Origin of the sequence: Peptostreptococcus sp. (assembly GCF_036639115.1) — a bacterium.
Classification (GTDB): domain Bacteria; phylum Bacillota; class Clostridia; order Peptostreptococcales; family Peptostreptococcaceae; genus Peptostreptococcus.
On sequence record NZ_JAVWJH010000005.1, the window covers coordinates 25,117 to 47,054 of the forward strand.

Sequence of the window (21,938 nt, forward strand, 5' to 3'; positions counted from 1 at the left end):
ATAAAAATGGAAAATAATTATCTTCTGTCTCCAGATAGAGAGCTAACAGAAGAAGAAAATAAACTTATATGGAAAAAACCAAAAAGCCATGTAGAAAGTAGTGCAGAATTTCGTATTTGCCAAGAGGTGAAAAGAAATTGGACACGTGGAGAAATGAAAATAAGCAATATTTTGTTGGAAGGGGATGCAGGTTCAGGAAAGACTCAGCTAGCAAAGGCTCTTTCAGCAGATTTTGGACTGCCTTATAGCAAGGTGACTTGCTTTGCAGATATGGACAAGTCAGATATTTTGGGATCGATACTTCCAGTGCTATCTGATGAAGATAGCGACTCTAAGGTCGTTGAGTATAAATACTATCCATCAGAAATAGTAAGAGCCTATGAAAATGGCTGGCTACTTGAGATACAAGAGCCAACAGTAATACGTGATGCCGCAGTTTTAATGGCACTCAACTCTGCTCTTGAGCCAGATGGCAGTATCAACTTGCCTACACGTATCGTAAAGAGACATCCGGATTTTCTTGTAGTGATTACGACGAATAGAGGATATAATGGTTGTCGACCATTAAATGAGGCCTTACGTGATAGAGTTCAACATAGTGAGAAAATGGATTTGCCAGAAATAGAAGTAATGATGAAAAGAGCTTCAATAAAAACAAACTGTAGTGATGAGAATTTGTTGGAGACTTTTGCAAAGACAATAATAGAATTAGATAAAACTGCAAAGGCAAATGCAATCAAGGGTGTAGCAGGCATGCGTTCTTATTTTTATTGGATAGATGCAGTATTGCAGGGTTCACAAGCAGTGGAAGCCCTTTATCACAAGGTAATATATAAAATAAGTACGGATGAAGAAGAAATTAAAATTTTAGAAAACTCACTCTCAGAAAAAGGATTATTAAAAGAGTTAGAGAGAAAATTTTCACCCTCAGGAAATACAAATGGACAAGTTATGGAAATTCATACAGAGGGAGATGATAGTGATGCGGATGATTTTTCACTGAAAGAAAGTGATAAGGCTGCAGTTGCCTTGAAGAAATCATCTGATAGTGAGGGAGCAGCTTCTTTTACATCAGAATCATCAACAAAGTCCGAAGAATCAGATACAAAAGATCAAGATGGCAAGGCTATCTACCATGAACTTAAAGACGATGAAAAAAATGCGGAAATAAAAGAGAGAAAAAAGAAATTTCGTAAGCAACTAAATAAAGAAGCTAGAGAGTCAGTAAAGTCTACCCCTCATGAAGACATCGCCTTAATAGTTCATAGACCAGAAGCCACAATGGATCACTATAGTGAATATAATAAAATAGTGTCCGAGCTGATGCCTGTGATCAAAGAGCTTCAGAGGAAAACAGAGCCACTTTTGGAGCATGAAGTATCTGTTGATTTTGGTAAGAATCGCTTATATGGGACAAAGTTTCAGGCAGAAAAAATATCATCACAAGACTATAGATATTTTTCACAAAAAAGGCCACCCAATGAAGATCCTTCACTTGTAGTTGCTCTAAGGATTGATCAGTCTGCATCTATGAAGGCATTTGGGCGTCTTGATGCGGCCAAAAAGGCAGCTATATCTGTATATGAATTCTGTGAGGCCTGTAACATTCCAGTGCTTATATATGGAGATACAGCAGATCGTTCACCTAGAGAAAGGATGTCAATCTATTCCTACATTGATTGTCAAGAGGTAGATCTAAATGATAAGTACTCACTGATGACAATTCAGGCCCTTAGCAATAATAGGGATGGGATGGCACTACACATACTTGCTGAAAAATTGATAAAGATGCCTCAGTCAAATAAACTTTTGATAAGTATAAGTGATGGGCAGCCAAAAGCAATGCCAGATTATACAGGAAAACTCGCTATAGATGATATGAAAGAGACTATAGGTCAATATAAACGTAAGGGAATCACTTTTTTGGCAGCAGCTATTGGTCAAGACAAGGAAACGATAAGCGATATATATGGTCAGGAACATTGCCTTGATATATCAGATCTAAGTCAACTGCCAGTTCAATTGATTCGTATCATTTCAAGATTTTTGTAGTTAATAGTTATAAGTTTATAAAGATATAACTATTTATAGAGTTAAAATTCGGATATATTATTGCTTTATGATTATAAAAAATCACTGTTTAGTTAAAAAAAATAGTATAAATTCAAAATAAAAAGTCCTTTCAAATTTGATTGGGCTTTTATTTTTTATAGATATATATAAATTAGTATTTTATTAACTATTATAGTTGTGCTAATATAAGTGAAAATCTATGTTTTTTCTAATTTTAATTATAAAAAGACAGTATATACAATACTTAAGGCAGATAAATATGCATATTATGTTTAGTACGATATATTATATTGCATTAAATTTAACATTATGTTATATTGTATTTATCGGCATTCTGATTTTAATTATAAATAAATTGAATAAGAAAAAATTATATAATGTTATCATTGAATAAGAGTTAGAAATTTCATGGATGTGTAAGATAAACAAGGAGTATAGGTTAAACATTGTAATACAGTAGGAAAATATTTAGAAATAGTATTTATCAATTATATAGTTTTACTGTTAAGGAAAAATAAAATATATTATCCAAAAGCAATAAATAATATAGAAAGCCATTTATTATACAGAAAATATCATGAGATTCATATAGATAAGTAGGGATATTGAAAAATATAAATATATATATTAACAAAAATGATGTAAACAATTTTGAAACATTAGGAGAATTTTTATGTATAAAAATATTACAAAAATAATTGAAACATCTTTAGATGTTAAATGTATTAAAAATAATTATACTTTTAATGATCCTTTTTTGCCAGGTGCAAAAAAGTTATTAAAAGAGTTATATATAATTACCGATAAATAAGATAATAAAAAATAAAGATCTCTATATATTTTATTTTAATAAAAATTTGATTGATTTTAATGAAAGTTTAAATGTATTTGATGAAAAGTTAAAAAAATTAATAAATCACTTTGTCGACTTGAATAATCAAGAGATTGATGTTATGTCATATCTACTAGAAATTTATTCAACTCATAATATGTGGAAAAAAAGAATAACACATACATTAAGTTCAATTGATAATAATTTTTCCATAATGGTTCCCAAAGAAAATAATGAAATAGTTATCTTTTCAAATGATTGTGTTGGTAAGATGCTACTTAACAAGATGGATTTTTTTGAAAAATATTATCCAATTAGTTCCGAATATAATTTTATAGATTGGATAATGTTATCAGTAAATTGTGAATTAAAGGATATAACAAAGTTAAGCATATATGATTTAGGAGTATTTAGAGCTATTTGTAGAATTTATGAATTAGGAAACAATATGATGACATATAAAATGATTCTTCATGAATTGACTGGAGTTAAATCTAAGTCCCCTAGAAAAAATCAAATTGATGACATAAAAAATTCCATTGAAAAAATGAGCCTAATAGATATTACAGTTTGCTTGAGTAAAAAAAATATATTTTGTGCAGATAAAAAAGAAATTATAAAAGAAAAATTAATATATAATATTAGCAAAAGTGGAGAATTTTTTATAAATGGCAATTATTCTCAAACAAGTGGTATAAAATTATTTCGATATCCATTGCTTTATAGGATGTTAGATGATTATTATAAAATAAATAGGTTAAGTTCCAAAATAATTGAGGTTCCGATCTCATCTACAAGAACAAATATAGAAGTTAAAGAATATTTATTATATAAAATAGAAAATTCTAAGTATAAAAAAAATAAAAAAGATAGGATTTCTTTTGAAGAAATATATAAAGATTTAGAAGTTAAAGTTTCTTCACAAAAGAGAAAAACTAGAAATGCAATAATGAGTATTTTGAATTATTGGGTTGAGGTAAGATATATAAAATCTTTCAATACAATTAAAAATAAAAATAGATATATGGAAATTACAATAGAGTTATAAGATTTATTTAATAATGCTGCCTAATATACAGTATATAAACATAAGAAAACAACTTATTGATAATGGAGTGTAGTCAGATGTAGATTAATGTTGAATAAATAATAGATTCTTAAAAGATAATTAATTTTTCAATATAGTTTTATGACAGTAATGTTGTGGTTTTCAATATTAAATTAAATGGTTAGGAGTTGGGTTTTTGAATAAAATTAAAAGAATTGAAAGGTTAATAAAATTGATTTTGTTAATCTTCATCGTTGTATCTGTTTTCTGTATAATATTAAATTTTAATTATATTTTTTTGAGTGGAGATAAATTTACTAAAGAGTATGATTTTAAACTGTTTGCAACAGTAATGTTATTGTTACAAACAGCAAATTTCTATTTATTTTATAAGTTTATTTCGCAGTTTATAAAAATAGAATCCAAAAAATTAGAACTTAAAAAATATAAACCTATATATATATAAAACATATATCAAGAATATTGATAATTATGGCTATATTGTCGACTATATATGTGTATAAGTTATGAAAATGGCTGGGGAATTATGTTAAATAATTTTAGTTTTGACACTTTGATATTAATTTTTTGCTATATATTTGTTTATGCAGCTTTTAAGATTATAGAAGTATTGTTTGAGTTTGTGATTAATGAAAAAATATAGCAGTATAATTAGATATATTTTTGTTTTTATAGATTTTAAAATCCATAGAATTATAAATGTTTGCAATGTAAGAAATACTAAGAATTTAAATTCTTAGTATTTCTTATTTTATAATGATAAATTTCTTGTTTTTTACTTTTCTACCAATTCACAAAGTCTTTCAAAGATATATTCCTTGATAGGCATGTCTTCAAACATTACATTGTCTTCTTGGTCAAAGTAGATCTTAAAGAAGTTCATAACCAACTGACCATCTATTATATAGTATGGATCCAAGTGAAGTGGTGCTATATGAACTATTATCTTTTCCTGCTTGATGTCAGGGTATTTTTCATTTAGTCTTGCTACTAGATCATCAACATTCATGATTTTGATAGGCTGAGCCATCTTGCTTGCTAATGATGAGTCATCTGCTATCCACATATTCTTGCTCCAGAATCTTTTTTCTGGCTTTGTTGCTCCTGATAGAAGTTCTCTATTTTGTATTGCGCTTAGAACTTTTCTGATAGATTCTTCATTGAATTCTGGGCTTTGAACTAATTTCATAGCATCCATGTTTGCTATGTCTACAAAGAAACTTTCTGCTACTTTTTCTCTGTCTGCCATACTGCTCCAGTAGTAAAGCATAGATTCAATTACTTCTAGATTTAATGTGATACTTTTTAACATAAATTACCTCCGTATTTTATTTCCAAGATACATCTTCTCTATACTGTCATAGATACTTGTGTATGATTAGAAAATGTTTTCATATAATTATTATAGTACTTTTTGCAAGAAATAAATAGTCCATTTTCCGACAAATATTATTTGTTCTTTTAATACATCAAAAAAGAGTATATTTTATGATATAATATAATACTAGATTTATGCGAATAAAGCCTTAACATATATATTGAAATTAGGAGGAAAAATGTTTATAGATGATACAATTGCTGCAATTGCCACAGCTCCTGGAGAGGGTGGAATAGGAATTATTAGACTTAGCGGAAATAATGCCTTAGAGATTGCGAATAAAATATTTAGACCATTGTACAGAGATTCTATAGGTGATTATGCCGTTAGAACACTTATTTATGGAAATATTTACGATGAAGGAGTAGTTTTAGATGAGGTTTTGCTTGCCTACATGAAGGGACCTCATTCTTATACTGCAGAAGATGTAATAGAAATAAATTGTCATGGTGGGTTTATTTCAGTTAGGAAAATTTTGGAACTTGCTCTTAGAAGTGGAGCTAGAATGGCTGAAGCGGGAGAGTTTACCAAGAGAGCATTTTTAAATGGAAGAATAGATCTTTCTCAGGCAGAGGCTGTAATAGATATAATAAATGCCAAGACTGACAAATCTCATGAATTAGCTCAAAGTCAGCTAGAAGGAAGTTTGTCTAAGAAAGTGAAGAATTTAAGGGAGATGTTAACAGCTGTGTTGGCTCAGGTCGAAGTTGCTATTGACTATCCAGAAGAAGATATAGAGTTTATTACTTACAAGGAACTGATAGAAAAGACTGAAGCTATACAAAGAGAAGTAGTTCAGATGTATAATACTGCAGATACTGGTAAGATCTTGAGAGAGGGACTTCAGACTGCAATTTTGGGTAAGCCAAATGTAGGTAAATCATCTCTTATGAACTCAATCTTAGGAGAAAATAGAGCTATTGTAACGGATATTCCAGGTACGACTAGAGATATTATAGAGGAGTTTGTCAATATCAAAGGTATAGCTCTAAAGATAGTTGATACTGCAGGTATTAGAGATACAGATGATGTGGTAGAAAAGATAGGTGTAGAAAAATCTAGAAAGCATTTAAAGAGTTCGGATCTTACTTTGGTAGTTTTGGACAATTCTAGAGAAATCGACCAAGAAGATATTGACATACTAGAAAGTGTAGATAGATCAAAGACTCTTGTAATATTAAATAAGATAGATTTAGAGTCAAAGCTAGATTTAGATATAGTGAAAAAATTTGTAGATGAGATCAATATTATCAACATATCTGCACTTAAAAATGAAGGTCTAGATTTGCTTCACGACAGAATAGAAGACATGGTATTTAGTGGAGAAATATCTGATTCTGGAGACGTAATGATTACAAATTCAAGACACAAAGACGCCATTTACAAGGCTATGAAGGCTATTGAAGATGCTATTAGTGCATTAAATGATGAAATGTCTTATGATTTTATAGAGGTCGATTTGAAGGATGCTTGGGATGCTCTTGGTTATATCAATGGAGATACTATCAGTGAAGATTTGTTGGATACAATATTCTCCAATTTCTGTATAGGAAAGTAATAATAAAATTATAAATAGTTAAATTGTAAGTAGAAAATAATTATAGATTGGAAAGGGAAAAAATGGAAAGATTTAATGCTGGAAATTACGATATAATTGTAGTCGGTGCAGGTCATGCAGGGTGTGAGGCAGCATTGGCTTCAGCAAGAATGGGTATGAAGACACTTATGGTTACTCTTTCTTTAGATTCAATAGCGGCACTTCCTTGTAATCCATCAATAGGTGGAACAGGAAAGGGACAGCTAGTAAAAGAAATAGATGCTCTAGGTGGAGAGATGGGGCTAAATATAGATAAGACTTATATACAAAGTAGAATGCTAAATACAGCCAAAGGACCTGCTGTACATTCTTTAAGAGCTCAGACTGACAAGAACCTTTATCACAGAATGATGAAAGAAACTATAGAAAATCAAGAAAATCTTGATTTGGTGATGGATGAGGTAGAGGAGATACTGCATGAGGGCAATAAGGTAACGGGTGTAGCAACACGTTTGGGATCTGAGTATAGTGCAAAGATGACTATACTTGCTACTGGAGTATACCTTCAATCTACTATATTTATAGGTCATGATACCTTCAAGGAAGGTCCAAATGGTATGGCCTATGCAAAGAAGCTGACAGATAATTTAATTGATTTGGGATTGTCTATGAGAAGATTCAAAACTGGAACTCCTGCGAGAGTTCATAGAGATAGTGTGGATTTTTCTGTAATGGAAGCTCAAGCTGGAGATGAGAAAATCACTCCATTTTCATTTATGAATGAAGATATAGAAAAAGATCAGGTACTTTGTTATTTAACAAGAACGACTCCTGAAACAAAGAAGTTGATTCAGGAAAATATCACTAGAAGTGCAATGTATAGCGGGAATATAGAGGGAACAGGTCCAAGGTATTGTCCTTCTATTGAGGATAAAATAGTGAAGTTTGCCGATAAAGAGACTCACCAGTTATTTATAGAGCCAGAAGGATTAGATACCAAGGAAATGTATGTTCAAGGGGTATCTACAAGCTTTCCACTTGATATGCAGGAGAGAATGTATAGAACAATTAAGGGATTAGAAAATGTCAAGATAATGAGACCGGCCTATGCAATAGAATATGACTGTATAGATCCAACTCAGCTAAAGCAGACTCTAGAGATTAAGGGAGTAGAAAATTTATTTTCAGCAGGGCAGTTTAATGGAACATCTGGATATGAAGAGGCCGCAGCTCAGGGTTTGATTGCAGGTATCAATGCAGTTAGAAAGATAAAAGATGAAGAAGCTTTTATAATAGATAGATCAGAAGGCTATATTGGAGTATTAATAGATGATTTGGTGACTAAGGGAACTAATGAACCGTACAGAATGATGACCTCAAGAGCTGAGTATAGACTATATCTAAGACAGGACAATGCAGATATGAGACTTACTCAGATAGGTTATGATCTTAGCCTAGTTACTCAGGAAAGATATGATAGATTTACTAAGAAAAAATCTGAAGTAGAGTCTGAAGTAGAAAGATTAAAGAAGGAAAGAATTACTCCAAATGAAGTTAACCATATTCTTGAAGAAAAAGATATACAAGTGCTTCATAAAGGACTTTCTTTATATGAGTTTTTAAAAAGACCGGAGATAGATTACACTATACTTGAATTGACAGGTAAGGCAAGTCCAGAAGATTTGTCGTATGAAGTCAAGCAGCAGGCTGTAATAATGATCAAGTATGAAGGTTATATCAGCAAGCAGATGAAACAGATTGATCAGTTTAGAAAGCTTGAAAATAAGAAGTTATACGAAAATTTAAATTATAGTGAGATAGATGGACTGAGAATAGAGGCTAGACAAAAGCTTGATGATATCAAGCCAACATCTATAGGACAGGCATCTAGAATATCAGGAGTATCTCCTTCAGATATATCAGTACTTTTAATATACTTAGAACAAAAAAGAAGAGGAAATAAATAATATTAAAGAAAAAGATAATAGAAAGGGTGTATTTATGTCTACAGAAAATATAGAGCTATTACGTGAGGGACTGAAGGGATACAATATAGATGTTGATGATTCTATGTTGGAAAAATTCGAAAAGTATAGAGAGATATTAGTTGAATATAACAAAGTCATGAACTTGACTGCAATAACTGAGCAAAGAGAGGTTTATATAAAGCATTTCTTGGATTCAGTTGCAATATTCAATAATGGATATATAGAAGATGACATGTCAGTAATAGATGTTGGAACGGGCGCAGGCTTTCCAGGACTTCCATTTAAGATAGTAAACCCAAGCATTCAGCTTACATTGCTAGATTCTTTAAATAAGAGAATAAAGTTTTTAAAGGAAGTTGGAGATTCAATTGGATTTGATGATATAGAATATGTGCATGGAAGAGCGGAAGATTTTGGTAAAAATAAAGAATTTAGAGAAACATTTGACATAGCAACTGCAAGAGCTGTAGCTAATCTACCTGTACTATTGGAATTATGCGTTCCATATGTAAAGGTGGGTGGATATTTTATATGTCTAAAGGGTCCAAATGTTGAAAATGAATTAGAGAAATCTGAAAATGCTATGAAACTTTTAGGTGTAGAATTAGTTGAAAGTATAGACGTAGAGCTTCCAGATGAAGAATTAAATCACAAAATATTAGTTTTTGAAAAAATATCCAAAACACCTAAGAGATTTCCTAGAAAAGCAGGAATTCCAGGCAAGGAGCCGCTATAATACTTTAATTTGGAACTAATATTAAATGGACTATACCGCTTAATATTAGATAAAAACTGTTATTAAGATAAAAGGTATAAACTTAATAACTAGGTAGCAAATTATTAAAATAAAAAAGTTAAGATATTATAAAATTTAAAATTATAAAAAATAGTATATTTCATATACTATTTTTTTATGTAAATAAATGGGTATATTAAAGGTTAGAAGCTTTATTTTTAGAAGGGAGGAAAGTATGGTTTACTTATTAATTATAGTTTTATTTTTTGCAGGTGTATTTTTTTATATTATGAAAAAGGATAAAAGGACATTGATGTCTGGAGTGTTTTTTGTATTGACCTTGCTTTTACTGGGAATTTGGGTAATGTTTTTGATTTTTAAATATAGTCAAGTTTTATCCAATTATCCATTAATAATGTCAATAATAGGTATATTAGCAGCAATATTGGTGATTTTACTAATATTATTACCGATATTATTAATCATATTTTTATTCTATAATGGCATAAAAATCATGCTTAAGGAGGGTTTTAAGTCAAGAAATGTATTATCTTTGGCATTTTCGATATTTTTATTTCTTTACTTAATAATATGGCCAAGGTTTAATCAGATATCTTCAAATGATATTGCTAGTGATATTTATTTTTATGTTGGTATGCTTGCTCTATACTTTTTATTTTTGATGATGATGTATACGCTATCAAACATGTTGAATTTGATGAATTTTAAGAAGAAAGATCTTGATTTTGTAGTTGTTTTGGGTGCAGGCCTTATAAAAGATAAAGTTACACCTCTTTTGGCTGGAAGAATAGATAAAGGAATTGAAGTGTATGAGAAAAATGAGAATTCTAAAATAATCTTCTCAGGTGGCAAAGGCAGTGATGAACTAGTGGCAGAGGGAGTAGCAATGGCTAGATATGCTATAGAAAAAGGAGTTCCAAAAGATGAGATTTTGATCGAGGATAAGTCTAAAAATACAAAAGAAAATATCTTATTTTCTTACAATATGATGAAATCACAGCCAAATGTAAAAGAAGTTCCTAAATTTGCAATAGCTACAAATTCATACCATGTATTTAGGGCCCTTGTAATAGCTAAGAGCATGGGAATTGATTGTATAGGCTATGGTTCAAGATCAAAGTGGTATTTTACATTGAATGCATTTATAAGAGAGTTTATAGGATATATTCATTACACAAGAAAAAGACACATAAATAGAATAATAGTGATTACAATACTATACTTTATAGTAATATTATTAACACAAGTGCTATCGAAATTTGCAATATAAGAGAGTGTATTTATATACTCTCTCTTTTTGCGAAAATCATCAAGGAGTTAAAAAGTTATAATAAAAAAAGATGTATAAGAATATTTAGAAAAATTAAAAAATTCAACGCTTTTTTAAAAAACATCGATTATCTAATAAAAGAAAAATAAAGTATAAAAAATAAGTATATTTTGAAGTATGCTATTTATTTTTAATATAAAAGATTGTTTTAACATATAAAATGGTTATAAAAAATAAATATTGTAAATAAAATAAACACAATATCGCAAGTATGCTAAAAGTATAAAAAATAGCTTAAAATTAAGAGCTAGAGCCCTTATTCCTAACTTTAATTCAAAAACTTTATTGAGATTTACAAAAAGTATAAAAAAAAAATAATATTTTATTTAACTTGTAATTTTTTTATCTGTGCAAAATTACATAATTGAAAAAATATTTAAATAGATATTGCAAAAAGCATATATTAATTATTGAAATTGTGGTAAAATTTAGAATAAGAGGAAAGCTTGAACTAGGGGTAATTAAAAGTAAAGATCATAATATTTTGTATATCGTGAAAGAGAGGTTTGAGTAGAATATGTCCAATAATTATGTGTGTAGGGAACAACTTGAGTACAATAACTATAATAATTTAGTTGAAAACATGATGGAGCATATAGACGAAATAATAGTAATTTTCGACAAAGATGGCTTCATACGCAGAATGAACTCCATAAGTGATCAAATATTACCTTTTAAAAGAAAAGATATTGTGGGGAAAAATATCAGAGAATTAGTAAAAGATAATCTTGTGGATAATCCAATTATTCTGGAGATGATTGATACTAAGAAAAAGGTTTTCCGAGATGTTATATATCCAGAAGGTAAGGTAGTATCATATACAGCTATACCTAGATTTAGCATTACAGGGGACTTCATGGGGGGAGTCTTGACGGGGAGAGATATTTCTAGGATATTGAACCTTATGAAAGCTTCATGTGATACAAAAGATAGCGATATAGAATATATATCTGAAAGTAAATCTATAGAAAGAATAAAAGATATAATTGCTACAATATCTGATTCGGATGCATCAGTTTTAATTTTAGGAGAATCAGGTACTGGAAAAGAGATTATAGCAAGAAGTGTTTGGAAACAAAGTTGTAGAAGAGATAAGCCCTTTGTGGCTATTAACTGCGCGTCAATATCACAAGATTTAGTAGAGTCAGAACTTTTTGGATATGAGCCAGGTGCGTTTACTGGAGCAAGAAAAGAGGGTAAAAAAGGACTTTTGGAACATGCTGATGGTGGAACGATATTTCTTGATGAAATCGGTGAGTTGGCTTTAGAAACACAAAAAAAGTTATTAAGAGTCATACAAGAAAAAAGTATAATAAGAATTGGTGGAGTTGAACCAACAGATATAGATGTTAGATTTATATCTGCCACCAATAAAACGACAAAAGAAATAAAGGATCCAAATATTTTCAGACAAGATTTATATTATAGATTAAGTGTTATTCCAATATTGATACCACCATTAAGACGCAGAAAGGAAGATATACTTCCTATAACGGATTTCTATATTGAAAGATTTAATAGTAAGTATAATAGGAGTGTTCATCTTACCAAGGATGCAAAAGATGCAGTGGTAAAAAATGATTGGCCAGGAAATATTAGAGAACTTAAAAATACAATAGAAAGATTAGTTATTCTTTCGGCATATGAAACTATCAACAAAGATCAGATAAATAGAATTATGGGTATTGAATATTTAGATGCTCTTCCAGGTCAAGAAGTAAAAAATGAGGATTCATCTATAGATAAGGAAGAAGAGTTAGAAAGATCATCGATAAAGGTCAATGATATAGTAACCATTGATGAAGCACATAGGATAGTGGAACAAGAAATAATATCGATGGCAATAAAGAAATACGGAAATGTAACAGAGGCATCAAAAGCGATTGGAATTAATCCATCCACAGTATATAGAAAGATTAAGAGTGGATATATAGATGTATAAGATAAAATTCGTGAATAATTGTATATAAATAGAAAAAGTGGGTATATAGAAACTATAAGAGTTTATTAGGCTTTGTCTAAGTTATATTTAACACATATCAAAATTTATTGAATAAGTAAAATTTAATATGAATATATTAACAGTTTTTTGCATAAAACGAATGATTCGCACAATGCAAAAAACTGTTTTTTTTAGCAATTTTTCAAATATACTGAAAATATCAACTAAAAAAGCTCCTTTTTAGGTTAAAAATCATAAAATCGAATAAAAATATCACATTTTAGTTTAAAGTTTAACATATATGATTGTTAAAAAGTTGCTCAAATGCAAAAAAAAGAAAAGATATACAATAACAAGTGATAAGTATTCTCCTTTATAAGATATATAAAAACATTGATTTCAAGCCGTTTTGCTAAAATTATAACAAATATTGTTAAAAAAATAGTTTTGGCAAGCTAATTGCTTGTATACAAGACAGAAAGAGTAAGATTAATTTTTTGGGATTTTTAAGAAAGAGTAAGATTAATTTTTTATTAAAAGCAATATAATTTCTAAGGAGGAGATACAATGAGTAAAACAGGTTTACCATTAGAGGGAGTAAGAGTAATTGAATATGCTAACTACGTTGCAGCACCAGTATGTGGAAGATGCCTTGCAGATTGGGGAGCAGAAGTAATAAAGATTGAACCACTTGAAGGTGACTCAATGAGATATGTAGGTATGCAATGGAATTTCCCTATAGATGAAGATGAGAATCCATTATTTGAAATGGAAAACTCAGGTAAGAAGGGAATCATGGTAGACACAAGAAGTAAAGAAGGGGTAGAACTTATTTACGAACTATTACAAACAGCTGATGTTTTCTTAACTAACACAAGACAGAGAGCATTAGATAAGAGTGGGCTTAACTATGAATGTATAAAAGAAAAAGCCCCACATATAATATTTGCACATTTATTAGGATATGGTGACAACGGTCCAGCAAAGAACAATCCAGCATTTGACTATACAGCTTACTTCGCAAGAGGTGGAGTAGCAAGAGCATTGATGGAAAAAGATACATCACCAGCAAACCCAGTAGCAGGTTTAGGTGATCACTATGCAGGAATCAGTTTGGCAGCAGGAATTGTTGCGTCATTACTTAAGAAGAAAGAAACTGGTAAGGGAGAAAGAGTAACAGTATCTCTATTCCATACAGCAGTATTTGGTATGGGTATTCCAGTAGCAGCTTCTAAGTATGGTTACAGAATGCCAATATCAAGAAGAACACCACCTAACCCACTAAACACTACATTCAAGTGTGCTGATGGAAACTGGGTTCAGCTAGCATTCTTCCAATATGAAAAATGGTTTGGTAACTTCTGTGACATGGTTATAGAAAGACCTGACTTAAAGGGTTCTAAGTACTCAACAATGAAGGAAGCAGTAAAGCATACTGAAGAATTCGTAATAATGATGGAAGAAGAATTCATAAAGAGACCTTTTGCAGAATGGGCAGAAAGACTTCAAAAGGCAGGAATACCTTATGAAAAGCTTGCTTCACCAGAAGATGTACTTAATGATGAACAGTGTTGGTCAAATGACTACCTAATAAAGCATACATATGAAAATGGAAACGAAGGAGTTTTATATAATACTCCAGTAATGTTTACAGAAAACCCAAGAGAAGGATATGTAAGAGCTCCTAAGATGGGTGAACATACTGAACAAGTAATGAAGGATCTTGGTGTTTCAGCAGATAAGCTAGAAGACTTAAAGAAGAATAACATTATAAAATAAGCTATAAAATATAGAAAGCTTGATATTTACAAGGAGGTAAAGAAATGGCAGATAAAAAAGATGCTAGAACGGTTATAAATGATTTGTTGGCAGAACAGTATGCTAATGCTTTTAAGGCAAAAGAAGAAGGTAGACCTGTAGGTTGGGCTACTTCAGTATTCCCTCAAGAGTTAGCAGAAATATTTGATCTAAATTTATTATATCCTGAGAATCATGCTGCAGGAGTTGCTGCAAAGAAGGAGTCTTTAGAACTTTGCGAGCTAGCTGAGGATGAAGGATATTCAAACGATCTATGTGCTTATGCAAGAACAAACTTTGGTTTACTTGAGAAGGGTCATTCAGATACACTTCCAATGCCAGAACCAGATTTTCTATGTTGCTGTAACAATATCTGTAATGAAGTTGTTAAGTGGTATGAAAATATAGCTAGAGAGAAAAATATTCCACTAATAATGATTGATACTACTTATAACTATGATTATGAAGTATCAGATAGTAGAATAAACTATCTAAAGGCTCAGTTTGAAGAAGCTGTTAGACAGTTATCAGAAATATCTGGTAAGGAATTTGATCCTAAGAGATTGGAAGAAGTTATGAAGGTATCAGCTGAAAACGGTAAGCTATGGAAGTATTCAATGAGTTTACCTCAAGGAAACTATCCATCTCCAATGAATGGCTTCGATCTATTTACATATATGGCAGTAATAGTATGTGCTAGAGGTAAGACTGAAACAACTGACGCATTTAAGTTACTAGTAGAATATCTAGAAGATAATGCTGAAAAGGGAGAAACTTCTTTCAGAGGAGAAGAAAAGTATAGAATAATGATGGAAGGAATTCCATGCTGGCCTTATATAGGATACAAGATGAAGACTCTATCTAAGTATGGAGTTAATATGACAGGTAGTGTTTATCCTCACGCATGGGCACTTGAATATGAAGTTAATGACCTAGATGGTATGGCTAGAGCATACAGCTCAATGTTCAACAACGTTAATATTGAAAAGATGGTTGAATACAGAATAAACGCTCTAAAAGATGGTGACTGCGAAGGCGCATTCTATCATATGAATAGAAGCTGTAAGTTGATGAGCTTCATTCAGTACGAAATGATGAGAAGAGTTGCTAAAGAAACTGATTTGCCATATGCAGGATTCGATGGAGATCAGGCTGACCCAAGAAACTTCACAAACGCACAGTTTGAAACTAGACTTCAGGGACTAGTAGAGGTAATGAGCGAAAGAAAAAATAAATAGTTTTAATTTTGAGGAGGCCATAAAATGACTATTAACGATATACTAGGAAAATTAGAATATGCTTCAAATCATCCTAAGGATCTAATGAAGCAGTATTTAGATGAAAATAAAAAGGTTATTGGACTACTTCCAGTATACACACCTACAGAAATAGTACATGCAAGTGGCATGATACCTATGGGCGTATGGGGTGGAAAAACTGAAATAGATGCTGCAAAGGAATATTTCCCAGCATTTGCATGTTCAATAATGCAGGCAATATTAGAATATGGAATCAAGGGTAGCTATGATGGAATGTCAGCTGCAATAATTCCTTGCATGTGTGACTCTTTGATAACTATGACTCAGAACTACAAGTCTGGTGTTAGTGGAATGGAAATGATAGCATTTGTTCATCCACAGAATAGAAAGATACAGGCTGGTACTGATTACCTTGTAACTGAATACGAGGGAGTAAAGAAGAAGCTTGAAAAGATATGCGGACACGAAATAACAGAAGAAGCTATCCAAAAGAGTATAGATGTTTACAATGAACATAGAAAGGTAATGCAGGAATTTATAGAATTAGTTCCTAAGCATTTAAATACAATAACACCATATTTAAGAAACGCAGTTATTAGAAGTGGATTATTTATGAAGGTTGAAGAGCATACTGATTTAGTAAAGCAGTTAAATGCAGAACTAAAGGCAATGCCAGAAGAAAAATTTGATGGTAAAACAGTAATGGTTACAGGAATAATATTTGATGATAAGGAAATTTTAAATCTACTAGAGGAAAACGATATTGCCATAGCTTATGACAATGTTGCTCAGGAAACTCTTCAGTTTGATACTTTAGTACCAAATGAAGGAAAATCAGCTCTTGAAAGACTTGCTCTTCAGTGGAGAGATGTTGAAGGATCTACTTTAGCATATGACCCTCAGAAGAAGAGAGGTAAGATGATAGTTGAAAATGCTAAGAGAGTTGGCGCTGATGGTGTAATCTATGCAATGATGAAATTCTGTGACCCAGAAGAATATGACTATCCAATAGTGATGAAAGACCTTAAAAATGCAGATATACCACACTTGTATCTAGAAATAGAACAGCAAGTTGGAAGTAACGAACAAATCAGAACAAGAGTGCAGACATTTGCCGAAATGCTTGTGTAATATTTTGGAGGTATGAAATGAAGTTAAAACTGGAACATGAAATGGTAAAAAGATCAATAAGAGATTTCTGTCAGGTAGAATTATATGACACAGATTTGGCAAAAGAAATGGATCAAGAAAATCGTCCTATGCCTAAAGAATTTATGGACAAATTGGCTAGATATAAATACAATTCAGTAATAGTACCAAAAGAATATGGTGGCGCTGGAGCTGACTATATGTCTTATGCAATAATAATGGAAGAATTATCTAGAGCAGATTGTTCTTCAGGAACTTTCTTGACAGCTGGAGCTTCTTTGGTAGCATTACCACTTGTAAACTTCGGAACACCAGAACAGAAAGAAAAATATTTAAAGCCTCTATCATTAGGAACAGAAATAGGAGCATTTGGTCTTACTGAACCAGGTGCAGGTTCTGATGCTGGTGCAACAGCTACAACAGCAGAATTAGATGGAGATCATTATATATTAAACGGAAGAAAATGTTGGATAACAAACGCACCATTTTGTGATTTTGCAATAGTATCTGCAGTTACTGAAAAAGGCAAGGGAACACATGGCGGAATTTCAACTTTCATAGTTGAAACTAAGTGGGATGGAGTATCTCACGGAGCTCATGAAGATAAGATGGGAATAAGAGGTACAAGAACATCAGACCTAATATTTAATGACGTAAAGGTTCCAAAAGAAAACTTACTTGGCAAGGTTGGCGCTGGATTTAAGGTAATGATGAATACTCTTGAATCAGGAAGAATAGGCGTAGCAGCACAGGCAGTAGGTGTAGCGCAGTCTGCATTAGATGAAGCCGTAAAGTACACTCAGGAAAGAGTTCAGTTCGGTAAGCCTATTGCTAGATTCCAGAATACTCAATTTACAATAGCAGAGATGGCTACAAAGGTTGAAGCAGCAAGAATGTTAGTATACAGTGCAGCTATGGATAAAGATGCAGGACAAAATCCTGGATTAGCGTCTTCAATGGCTAAGTATTATGCAGCGGAAGTAGCAAATGAAGTAGCTTATAAGGCTCTTCAACTTCACGGTGGATATGGTTATGTAAAGGATTATAGAATCGAGAGAATATACAGAGATGCAAGAATTCTTTCTATCTATGAAGGAACTTCTCAAGTTCAGCAGATGGTTATAGCGGCTCACGTAATTAAATAAATAGATAGGATGGTGTAGATTTTGAGAATTATAGTATGTGCAAAACAGGTACCTGATACAACTGAGGTAAAAATAGATAAAAAGACAAACACACTAATAAGAGAAGGAGTTCCTAGTATACTAAATCCAGATGATGCTAATGCACTAGAAGAAGCATTAAGATTAAAGGATATATACAGAGACTGTACAGTAACAGTAATCTCTATGGGACCTCCACAAGCAAAGGAAATGTTGAGAGAATGCCTAGCAATGGGAGCTGATGAAGCTGTATTGCTAAGTGATAGAGCCTTTGGTGGATCAGATACATGGGCAACTTCAAATGCTTTAGCTGCTGGTATAAGACAATTAGGAGATTATGACCTAATATTATCTGGTAGACAGGCAATAGATGGAGATACAGCTCAGGTTGGACCTCAGATAGCTGAAAAATTAGGTCTTCCTCAGGTAACGTATGTTCAAAAGTTAGATATTGATGGAAGTACATTGAAAGTAGAAAGAGCATTGGAAGATGGATTTGAAAAGATAGAACTTCAGATGCCAGCACTACTTACAGCTGTTAAAGAATTAAACGAACCAAGATACATGTATGTAGATAAGATATTTGGAGCTTGTGAACAAGAAATTCCAGTATTAACTATAAATGATGTAGATATATCTGCGTCAGAAGTAGGATTAAAAGCTTCTCCTACAAGAGTATTTAGATCTTTCACACCTGAAGTTAAGGGACAAGGTGAAATGCTCAATGGAACAATTGAGGAAATCTCACAGAGTCTAGTAGAAAAGCTTAAAGAGAAACATATAATATAAATTAGGAGAGGTTAGATATGGGAAACGTAGATATTTCGAATTATAAAGATATATGGGTATATGCTGAGCAGAGGCAAGGAAAACTGACTCCAGTTGTTATAGAATTATTAGGAGAAGGAAGAAAACTTGCTGATGTAAAGGGAATAAAGTTAAATGCAATACTTGTTGGTAATGATGTAGGTCATTTAGTAGATGAACTTTACTCTTATGGAGCTGAAACAGTTTATTTCTGCCAGGATAGTAAGCTTGAAAACTATACTACAGATGGATATACAAAGGTAGTTTGTGATGCTATCAATGAATATAAGCCAGAAATATTCCTTATAGGAGCAACTCACATTGGTAGAGATATGGCCCCAAGAATATCTTCAAGATTAAATACAGGACTTACTGCTGATTGTACTAAGCTAGAAATAGATGAAGAAGACGGTAAGATAAAGCAGACTAGACCAGCATTTGGTGGTAATATAATGGCTACAATAATATGTCCAGAAAATAGACCACAGATGTCAACAGTAAGACCAGGAGTAATGGATAAAGCAATAATGGACCCAGCTAAGAAGGGTGAACTAGTAAAGGTAAATATAGATCTTAAGGCATCTGACATTAGAACAGAAGTTAAAGAAATTATCAAGTCTGAAAAGGATATAGTATCACTTACAGACGCTGAAGTAATAGTTTCAGGTGGTATAGGACTTGCAAATCCAGAAGGATTCAAGTTAATTGAAAAGCTTGCTGAAAAGTTAAATGGAGTAGTTGGTGCATCTAGAGCAGCAGTAGATGCTGGATGGATAGACCACTCTCATCAGGTAGGTCAGACTGGTACAACAGTTAAGCCTAAGCTTTATATTGCTTGCGGAATATCTGGAGCAATACAGCATTTAGCAGGAATGAGTGATTCTGATACTATAGTTGCTATCAATAAAAACCCAGATGCACCTATATTCCAAGTAGCAGATTACGGCCTAGTAGGCGACCTTTATGATATAATTCCACAGATAATAGAAGAGTTAGAAAACATAGAGGCATAATAAATAAATTTAAAATATATTTTATAGGAGATTAATATGAAAATACTAGCTTATCATGTTCAAGAGTACGAAGTTGATGCAGTAAAGAATTGGGCAGAAAATAATGATGTTCAGGTTGATATAGAATACGGATTATTAACAGTTGATTCTGTTGATAAGGCAAAGGGATATGATGGAGTAACTACTCAACAAGTTATCCCGGTTAAGGATGAAGAAATATATATAAAATTAAAAGAAAACGGTATTAAGCAGATATCTTCCCGTACAGCAGGTGTAGATATGTTCGATTTAGAATTGGCGAAGAAGCATGGAATTAATGTTACAAATGTTCCAAGATATTCACCAAATGCTATAGCTGAACTTGCAGTTACTCATGCTATGATGCTTTTAAGAAATATTAATCATATAAAGTCAGCACAGGCTCAAGGTAATTTCAAATGGGAAAAAAGAGTTATATCAAAAGAAATTAGAAATTGTGTAGTAGGTATAATAGGTACAGGTAGAATAGGACTTACAGCAGCAACACTATTCAAGGGTCTTGGCGCTGAAGTAATAGGTTATGATGTATTTAAGAATCCTGATGCTGAGGGTGTATTGGAATATGCTCCAGATTTAGAAACTCTTTTGTCAAGATCTGATGTAGTTTCACTTCATCTTCCATTGACAGAAGATACATATCATTTAATAAATAAAGATAATATAAAGTATATGAAAGAAGGAGCAATCCTTGTAAATACAGGTAGAGGTGCACTAGTAGACGTAGACGCAGTTTTAGCAGAATTAGACTCAGGTCATCTTAAGGCAGCAGGTCTAGACGTATTAGAATGTGAAACACTGTATGTAAATCAGGAAGTAGAAAAAGAAAAGCTAAACGATTCACCAGTTCCAAACCTTATGACAAGAGATGATGTAAATCTAACAGGACATTTTGCATTCTTCACAGAAACTGCAGTTGATAACATGGTATGTACTTCTCTTGATAATATAAAACTTCAAAATGAAACTGGAGAAGTTGTTAACAGCACAAATTAGGAAATTAAAGGAGTGTAGCAAGATGAAAGTGTTAGGAGTAGACATTGGTTCAACGGCATCGAAGGGTGTAGTAATGGATGAAAATCAAAACATTCTAAGCTCAATTATAATACCGTATGGAACAGGCACTAGTGGACCTCAAAAATTAAATCAAGAGATTTTAGATGTAACAGGTATGAATATCTCAGACTTTGATAAAGTGGTTGCTACTGGATATGGAAGAATGAAATACGATGGCGCTGACAAACAAATTAGTGAACTTAGTTGCCATGCAAAGGGTGTTGTTCATCTAATACCAAGCGTAAGAACAATCATAGATATCGGTGGACAAGATGCAAAGGCTCTTAAAATCGATAAAAATGGAAGACTTGAAAGCTTCGTTATGAATGACAAATGTGCTGCAGGTACAGGAAGATTTCTAGACGTTATGTCAAAGATTCTTGAAACAGATATATCAAATCTGGGAGAACTAGATAAAAAAGCCGATAACCAGATAATGATAAGTAGTACATGCACAGTTTTTGCAGAATCAGAAGTCATATCTAACTTATCTGAAGGTGTTTCAATAGAAAATATTATAGCAGGAATACATGATTCTGTTGCTAAGAGAGTTTCTAGCCTAGCCAAAAGAATTGGACTGAGAGAAGACATAGTTTTAGTTGGAGGAGTTGCTACAAACTCTGGAGTAGTTAGAGCTATGAATGATGTACTCGGGCACGAGGTAATTGTTCCTGATGAGGCACAATTAACGGGTGCAATTGGTGCGGCATTAAGCGCAGTAAATATGTTAGATAATAAATAAATTTATTGAT

General features: G+C 32.0%; 17 protein-coding genes. 16 read left to right on the top strand and 1 reads right to left on the bottom strand.

Going from position 1 to position 21,938, the window contains the following annotated elements; all coding sequences use genetic code 11:
* Nucleotides 1-6 precede the first annotated feature (6 nt).
* From RR561_RS07075 to RR561_RS07085, 3 genes are all read left to right on the top strand, one after another.
* Complete coding sequence (locus RR561_RS07075) at nucleotides 7-2,052, top strand: AAA family ATPase (RefSeq protein WP_332506901.1); 2,046 nt, start codon at nucleotides 7-9, stop codon at nucleotides 2,050-2,052.
* 694 nt (nucleotides 2,053-2,746) lie between these two features.
* Entirely contained in the window at nucleotides 2,747-2,884 is a 138-nt protein-coding gene (locus RR561_RS07080; protein WP_332506902.1) for a hypothetical protein, read from the top strand.
* Between the two features lie 142 nt (nucleotides 2,885-3,026).
* Nucleotides 3,027-3,953 carry a hypothetical protein gene (locus tag RR561_RS07085; protein WP_332506904.1) on the top strand — a complete coding sequence of 309 codons (927 nt, stop codon included), beginning with the start codon at nucleotides 3,027-3,029 and terminating at the stop codon, nucleotides 3,951-3,953.
* 796 nt (nucleotides 3,954-4,749) lie between these two features.
* Here RR561_RS07085 and RR561_RS07090 read toward each other — a convergent pair.
* Complete coding sequence (locus RR561_RS07090; RefSeq protein WP_332506906.1) at nucleotides 4,750-5,286, bottom strand: TDE2712 family protein; 537 nt, start codon at nucleotides 5,284-5,286, stop codon at nucleotides 4,750-4,752.
* Nucleotides 5,287-5,530: 244 nt separating this feature from the next.
* On the opposite strand from RR561_RS07090, the gene mnmE reads away from it, so the two are divergent.
* From mnmE to RR561_RS07155, 13 genes are all read left to right on the top strand, one after another.
* On the top strand, nucleotides 5,531-6,910 hold the full coding sequence (gene mnmE, locus RR561_RS07095) for a tRNA uridine-5-carboxymethylaminomethyl(34) synthesis GTPase MnmE (RefSeq protein ID WP_332506908.1): 1,380 nt from the start codon (nucleotides 5,531-5,533) through the stop codon (nucleotides 6,908-6,910).
* Between the two features lie 62 nt (nucleotides 6,911-6,972).
* Nucleotides 6,973-8,856, top strand: a complete 1,884-nt coding sequence (gene mnmG / locus RR561_RS07100; RefSeq protein ID WP_332506909.1) for a tRNA uridine-5-carboxymethylaminomethyl(34) synthesis enzyme MnmG — start codon at nucleotides 6,973-6,975, stop codon at nucleotides 8,854-8,856.
* Nucleotides 8,857-8,890: 34 nt separating this feature from the next.
* A complete protein-coding gene (gene rsmG, locus RR561_RS07105) occupies nucleotides 8,891-9,613 on the top strand; it encodes a 16S rRNA (guanine(527)-N(7))-methyltransferase RsmG (protein ID WP_332506911.1) in 723 nt (240 codons plus the stop codon).
* Between the two features lie 235 nt (nucleotides 9,614-9,848).
* The gene (locus RR561_RS07110; RefSeq protein ID WP_332506913.1) at nucleotides 9,849-10,904 is read left to right on the top strand and encodes a YdcF family protein; all 1,056 of its coding nucleotides are present in this window, start codon (nucleotides 9,849-9,851) and stop codon (nucleotides 10,902-10,904) included.
* Between the two features lie 577 nt (nucleotides 10,905-11,481).
* A complete protein-coding gene (locus RR561_RS07115; RefSeq protein ID WP_332506915.1) occupies nucleotides 11,482-12,906 on the top strand; it encodes a sigma-54 interaction domain-containing protein in 1,425 nt (474 codons plus the stop codon).
* Nucleotides 12,907-13,473: 567 nt separating this feature from the next.
* Complete coding sequence (locus RR561_RS07120) at nucleotides 13,474-14,685, top strand: CaiB/BaiF CoA transferase family protein (protein WP_332506917.1); 1,212 nt, start codon at nucleotides 13,474-13,476, stop codon at nucleotides 14,683-14,685.
* Between the two features lie 44 nt (nucleotides 14,686-14,729).
* Nucleotides 14,730-15,941 (top strand): 2-hydroxyacyl-CoA dehydratase subunit D, encoded by a 1,212-nt coding sequence (locus RR561_RS07125; protein WP_332506918.1) that lies wholly within the window; start codon nucleotides 14,730-14,732, stop codon nucleotides 15,939-15,941.
* A 24-nt stretch (nucleotides 15,942-15,965) separates the two neighbouring features.
* Nucleotides 15,966-17,093, top strand: a complete 1,128-nt coding sequence (locus RR561_RS07130) for a 2-hydroxyacyl-CoA dehydratase subunit D (protein ID WP_332506920.1) — start codon at nucleotides 15,966-15,968, stop codon at nucleotides 17,091-17,093.
* A 17-nt stretch (nucleotides 17,094-17,110) separates the two neighbouring features.
* On the top strand, nucleotides 17,111-18,256 hold the full coding sequence (gene acdB, locus RR561_RS07135) for a putative isocaproyl-CoA dehydrogenase AcdB (RefSeq protein ID WP_332506922.1): 1,146 nt from the start codon (nucleotides 17,111-17,113) through the stop codon (nucleotides 18,254-18,256).
* A 21-nt stretch (nucleotides 18,257-18,277) separates the two neighbouring features.
* Entirely contained in the window at nucleotides 18,278-19,063 is a 786-nt protein-coding gene (etfB, locus tag RR561_RS07140; RefSeq protein WP_332506924.1) for an electron transfer flavoprotein subunit beta, read from the top strand.
* 17 nt (nucleotides 19,064-19,080) lie between these two features.
* On the top strand, nucleotides 19,081-20,094 hold the full coding sequence (locus RR561_RS07145) for an electron transfer flavoprotein subunit alpha/FixB family protein (RefSeq protein WP_332506926.1): 1,014 nt from the start codon (nucleotides 19,081-19,083) through the stop codon (nucleotides 20,092-20,094).
* Nucleotides 20,095-20,130: 36 nt separating this feature from the next.
* Nucleotides 20,131-21,126, top strand: coding sequence for a D-2-hydroxyacid dehydrogenase (locus tag RR561_RS07150; RefSeq protein WP_332506927.1), 996 nt, complete (start codon nucleotides 20,131-20,133; stop codon nucleotides 21,124-21,126).
* 22 nt (nucleotides 21,127-21,148) lie between these two features.
* Nucleotides 21,149-21,928 carry an acyl-CoA dehydratase activase gene (locus RR561_RS07155; RefSeq protein ID WP_332506929.1) on the top strand — a complete coding sequence of 260 codons (780 nt, stop codon included), beginning with the start codon at nucleotides 21,149-21,151 and terminating at the stop codon, nucleotides 21,926-21,928.
* Nucleotides 21,929-21,938: the final 10 nt, after the last annotated feature.

What these genes read in the sequence shown, in the direction of transcription:
- RR561_RS07125 (WP_332506918.1), top strand. Translation starts at nt 14,730, where the DNA reads ATGGCAGATAAAAAAGATGCTAGAACGGTTATAAATGATTTGTTGGCA.
- mnmG (WP_332506909.1), top strand. Translation starts at nt 6,973, where the DNA reads ATGGAAAGATTTAATGCTGGAAATTACGATATAATTGTAGTCGGTGCA.
- rsmG (WP_332506911.1), top strand. Translation starts at nt 8,891, where the DNA reads ATGTCTACAGAAAATATAGAGCTATTACGTGAGGGACTGAAGGGATAC.
- RR561_RS07155 (WP_332506929.1), top strand. Translation starts at nt 21,149, where the DNA reads ATGAAAGTGTTAGGAGTAGACATTGGTTCAACGGCATCGAAGGGTGTA.
- RR561_RS07130 (WP_332506920.1), top strand. Translation starts at nt 15,966, where the DNA reads ATGACTATTAACGATATACTAGGAAAATTAGAATATGCTTCAAATCAT.
- RR561_RS07150 (WP_332506927.1), top strand. Translation starts at nt 20,131, where the DNA reads ATGAAAATACTAGCTTATCATGTTCAAGAGTACGAAGTTGATGCAGTA.
- RR561_RS07090 (WP_332506906.1), bottom strand. Translation starts at nt 5,286, where the DNA reads ATGTTAAAAAGTATCACATTAAATCTAGAAGTAATTGAATCTATGCTT.
- RR561_RS07110 (WP_332506913.1), top strand. Translation starts at nt 9,849, where the DNA reads ATGGTTTACTTATTAATTATAGTTTTATTTTTTGCAGGTGTATTTTTT.
- RR561_RS07080 (WP_332506902.1), top strand. Translation starts at nt 2,747, where the DNA reads ATGTATAAAAATATTACAAAAATAATTGAAACATCTTTAGATGTTAAA.
- mnmE (WP_332506908.1), top strand. Translation starts at nt 5,531, where the DNA reads ATGTTTATAGATGATACAATTGCTGCAATTGCCACAGCTCCTGGAGAG.
- RR561_RS07145 (WP_332506926.1), top strand. Translation starts at nt 19,081, where the DNA reads ATGGGAAACGTAGATATTTCGAATTATAAAGATATATGGGTATATGCT.
- acdB (WP_332506922.1), top strand. Translation starts at nt 17,111, where the DNA reads ATGAAGTTAAAACTGGAACATGAAATGGTAAAAAGATCAATAAGAGAT.
- RR561_RS07120 (WP_332506917.1), top strand. Translation starts at nt 13,474, where the DNA reads ATGAGTAAAACAGGTTTACCATTAGAGGGAGTAAGAGTAATTGAATAT.
- RR561_RS07075 (WP_332506901.1), top strand. Translation starts at nt 7, where the DNA reads ATGGAAAATAATTATCTTCTGTCTCCAGATAGAGAGCTAACAGAAGAA.
- RR561_RS07085 (WP_332506904.1), top strand. Translation starts at nt 3,027, where the DNA reads ATGTCATATCTACTAGAAATTTATTCAACTCATAATATGTGGAAAAAA.
- RR561_RS07115 (WP_332506915.1), top strand. Translation starts at nt 11,482, where the DNA reads ATGTCCAATAATTATGTGTGTAGGGAACAACTTGAGTACAATAACTAT.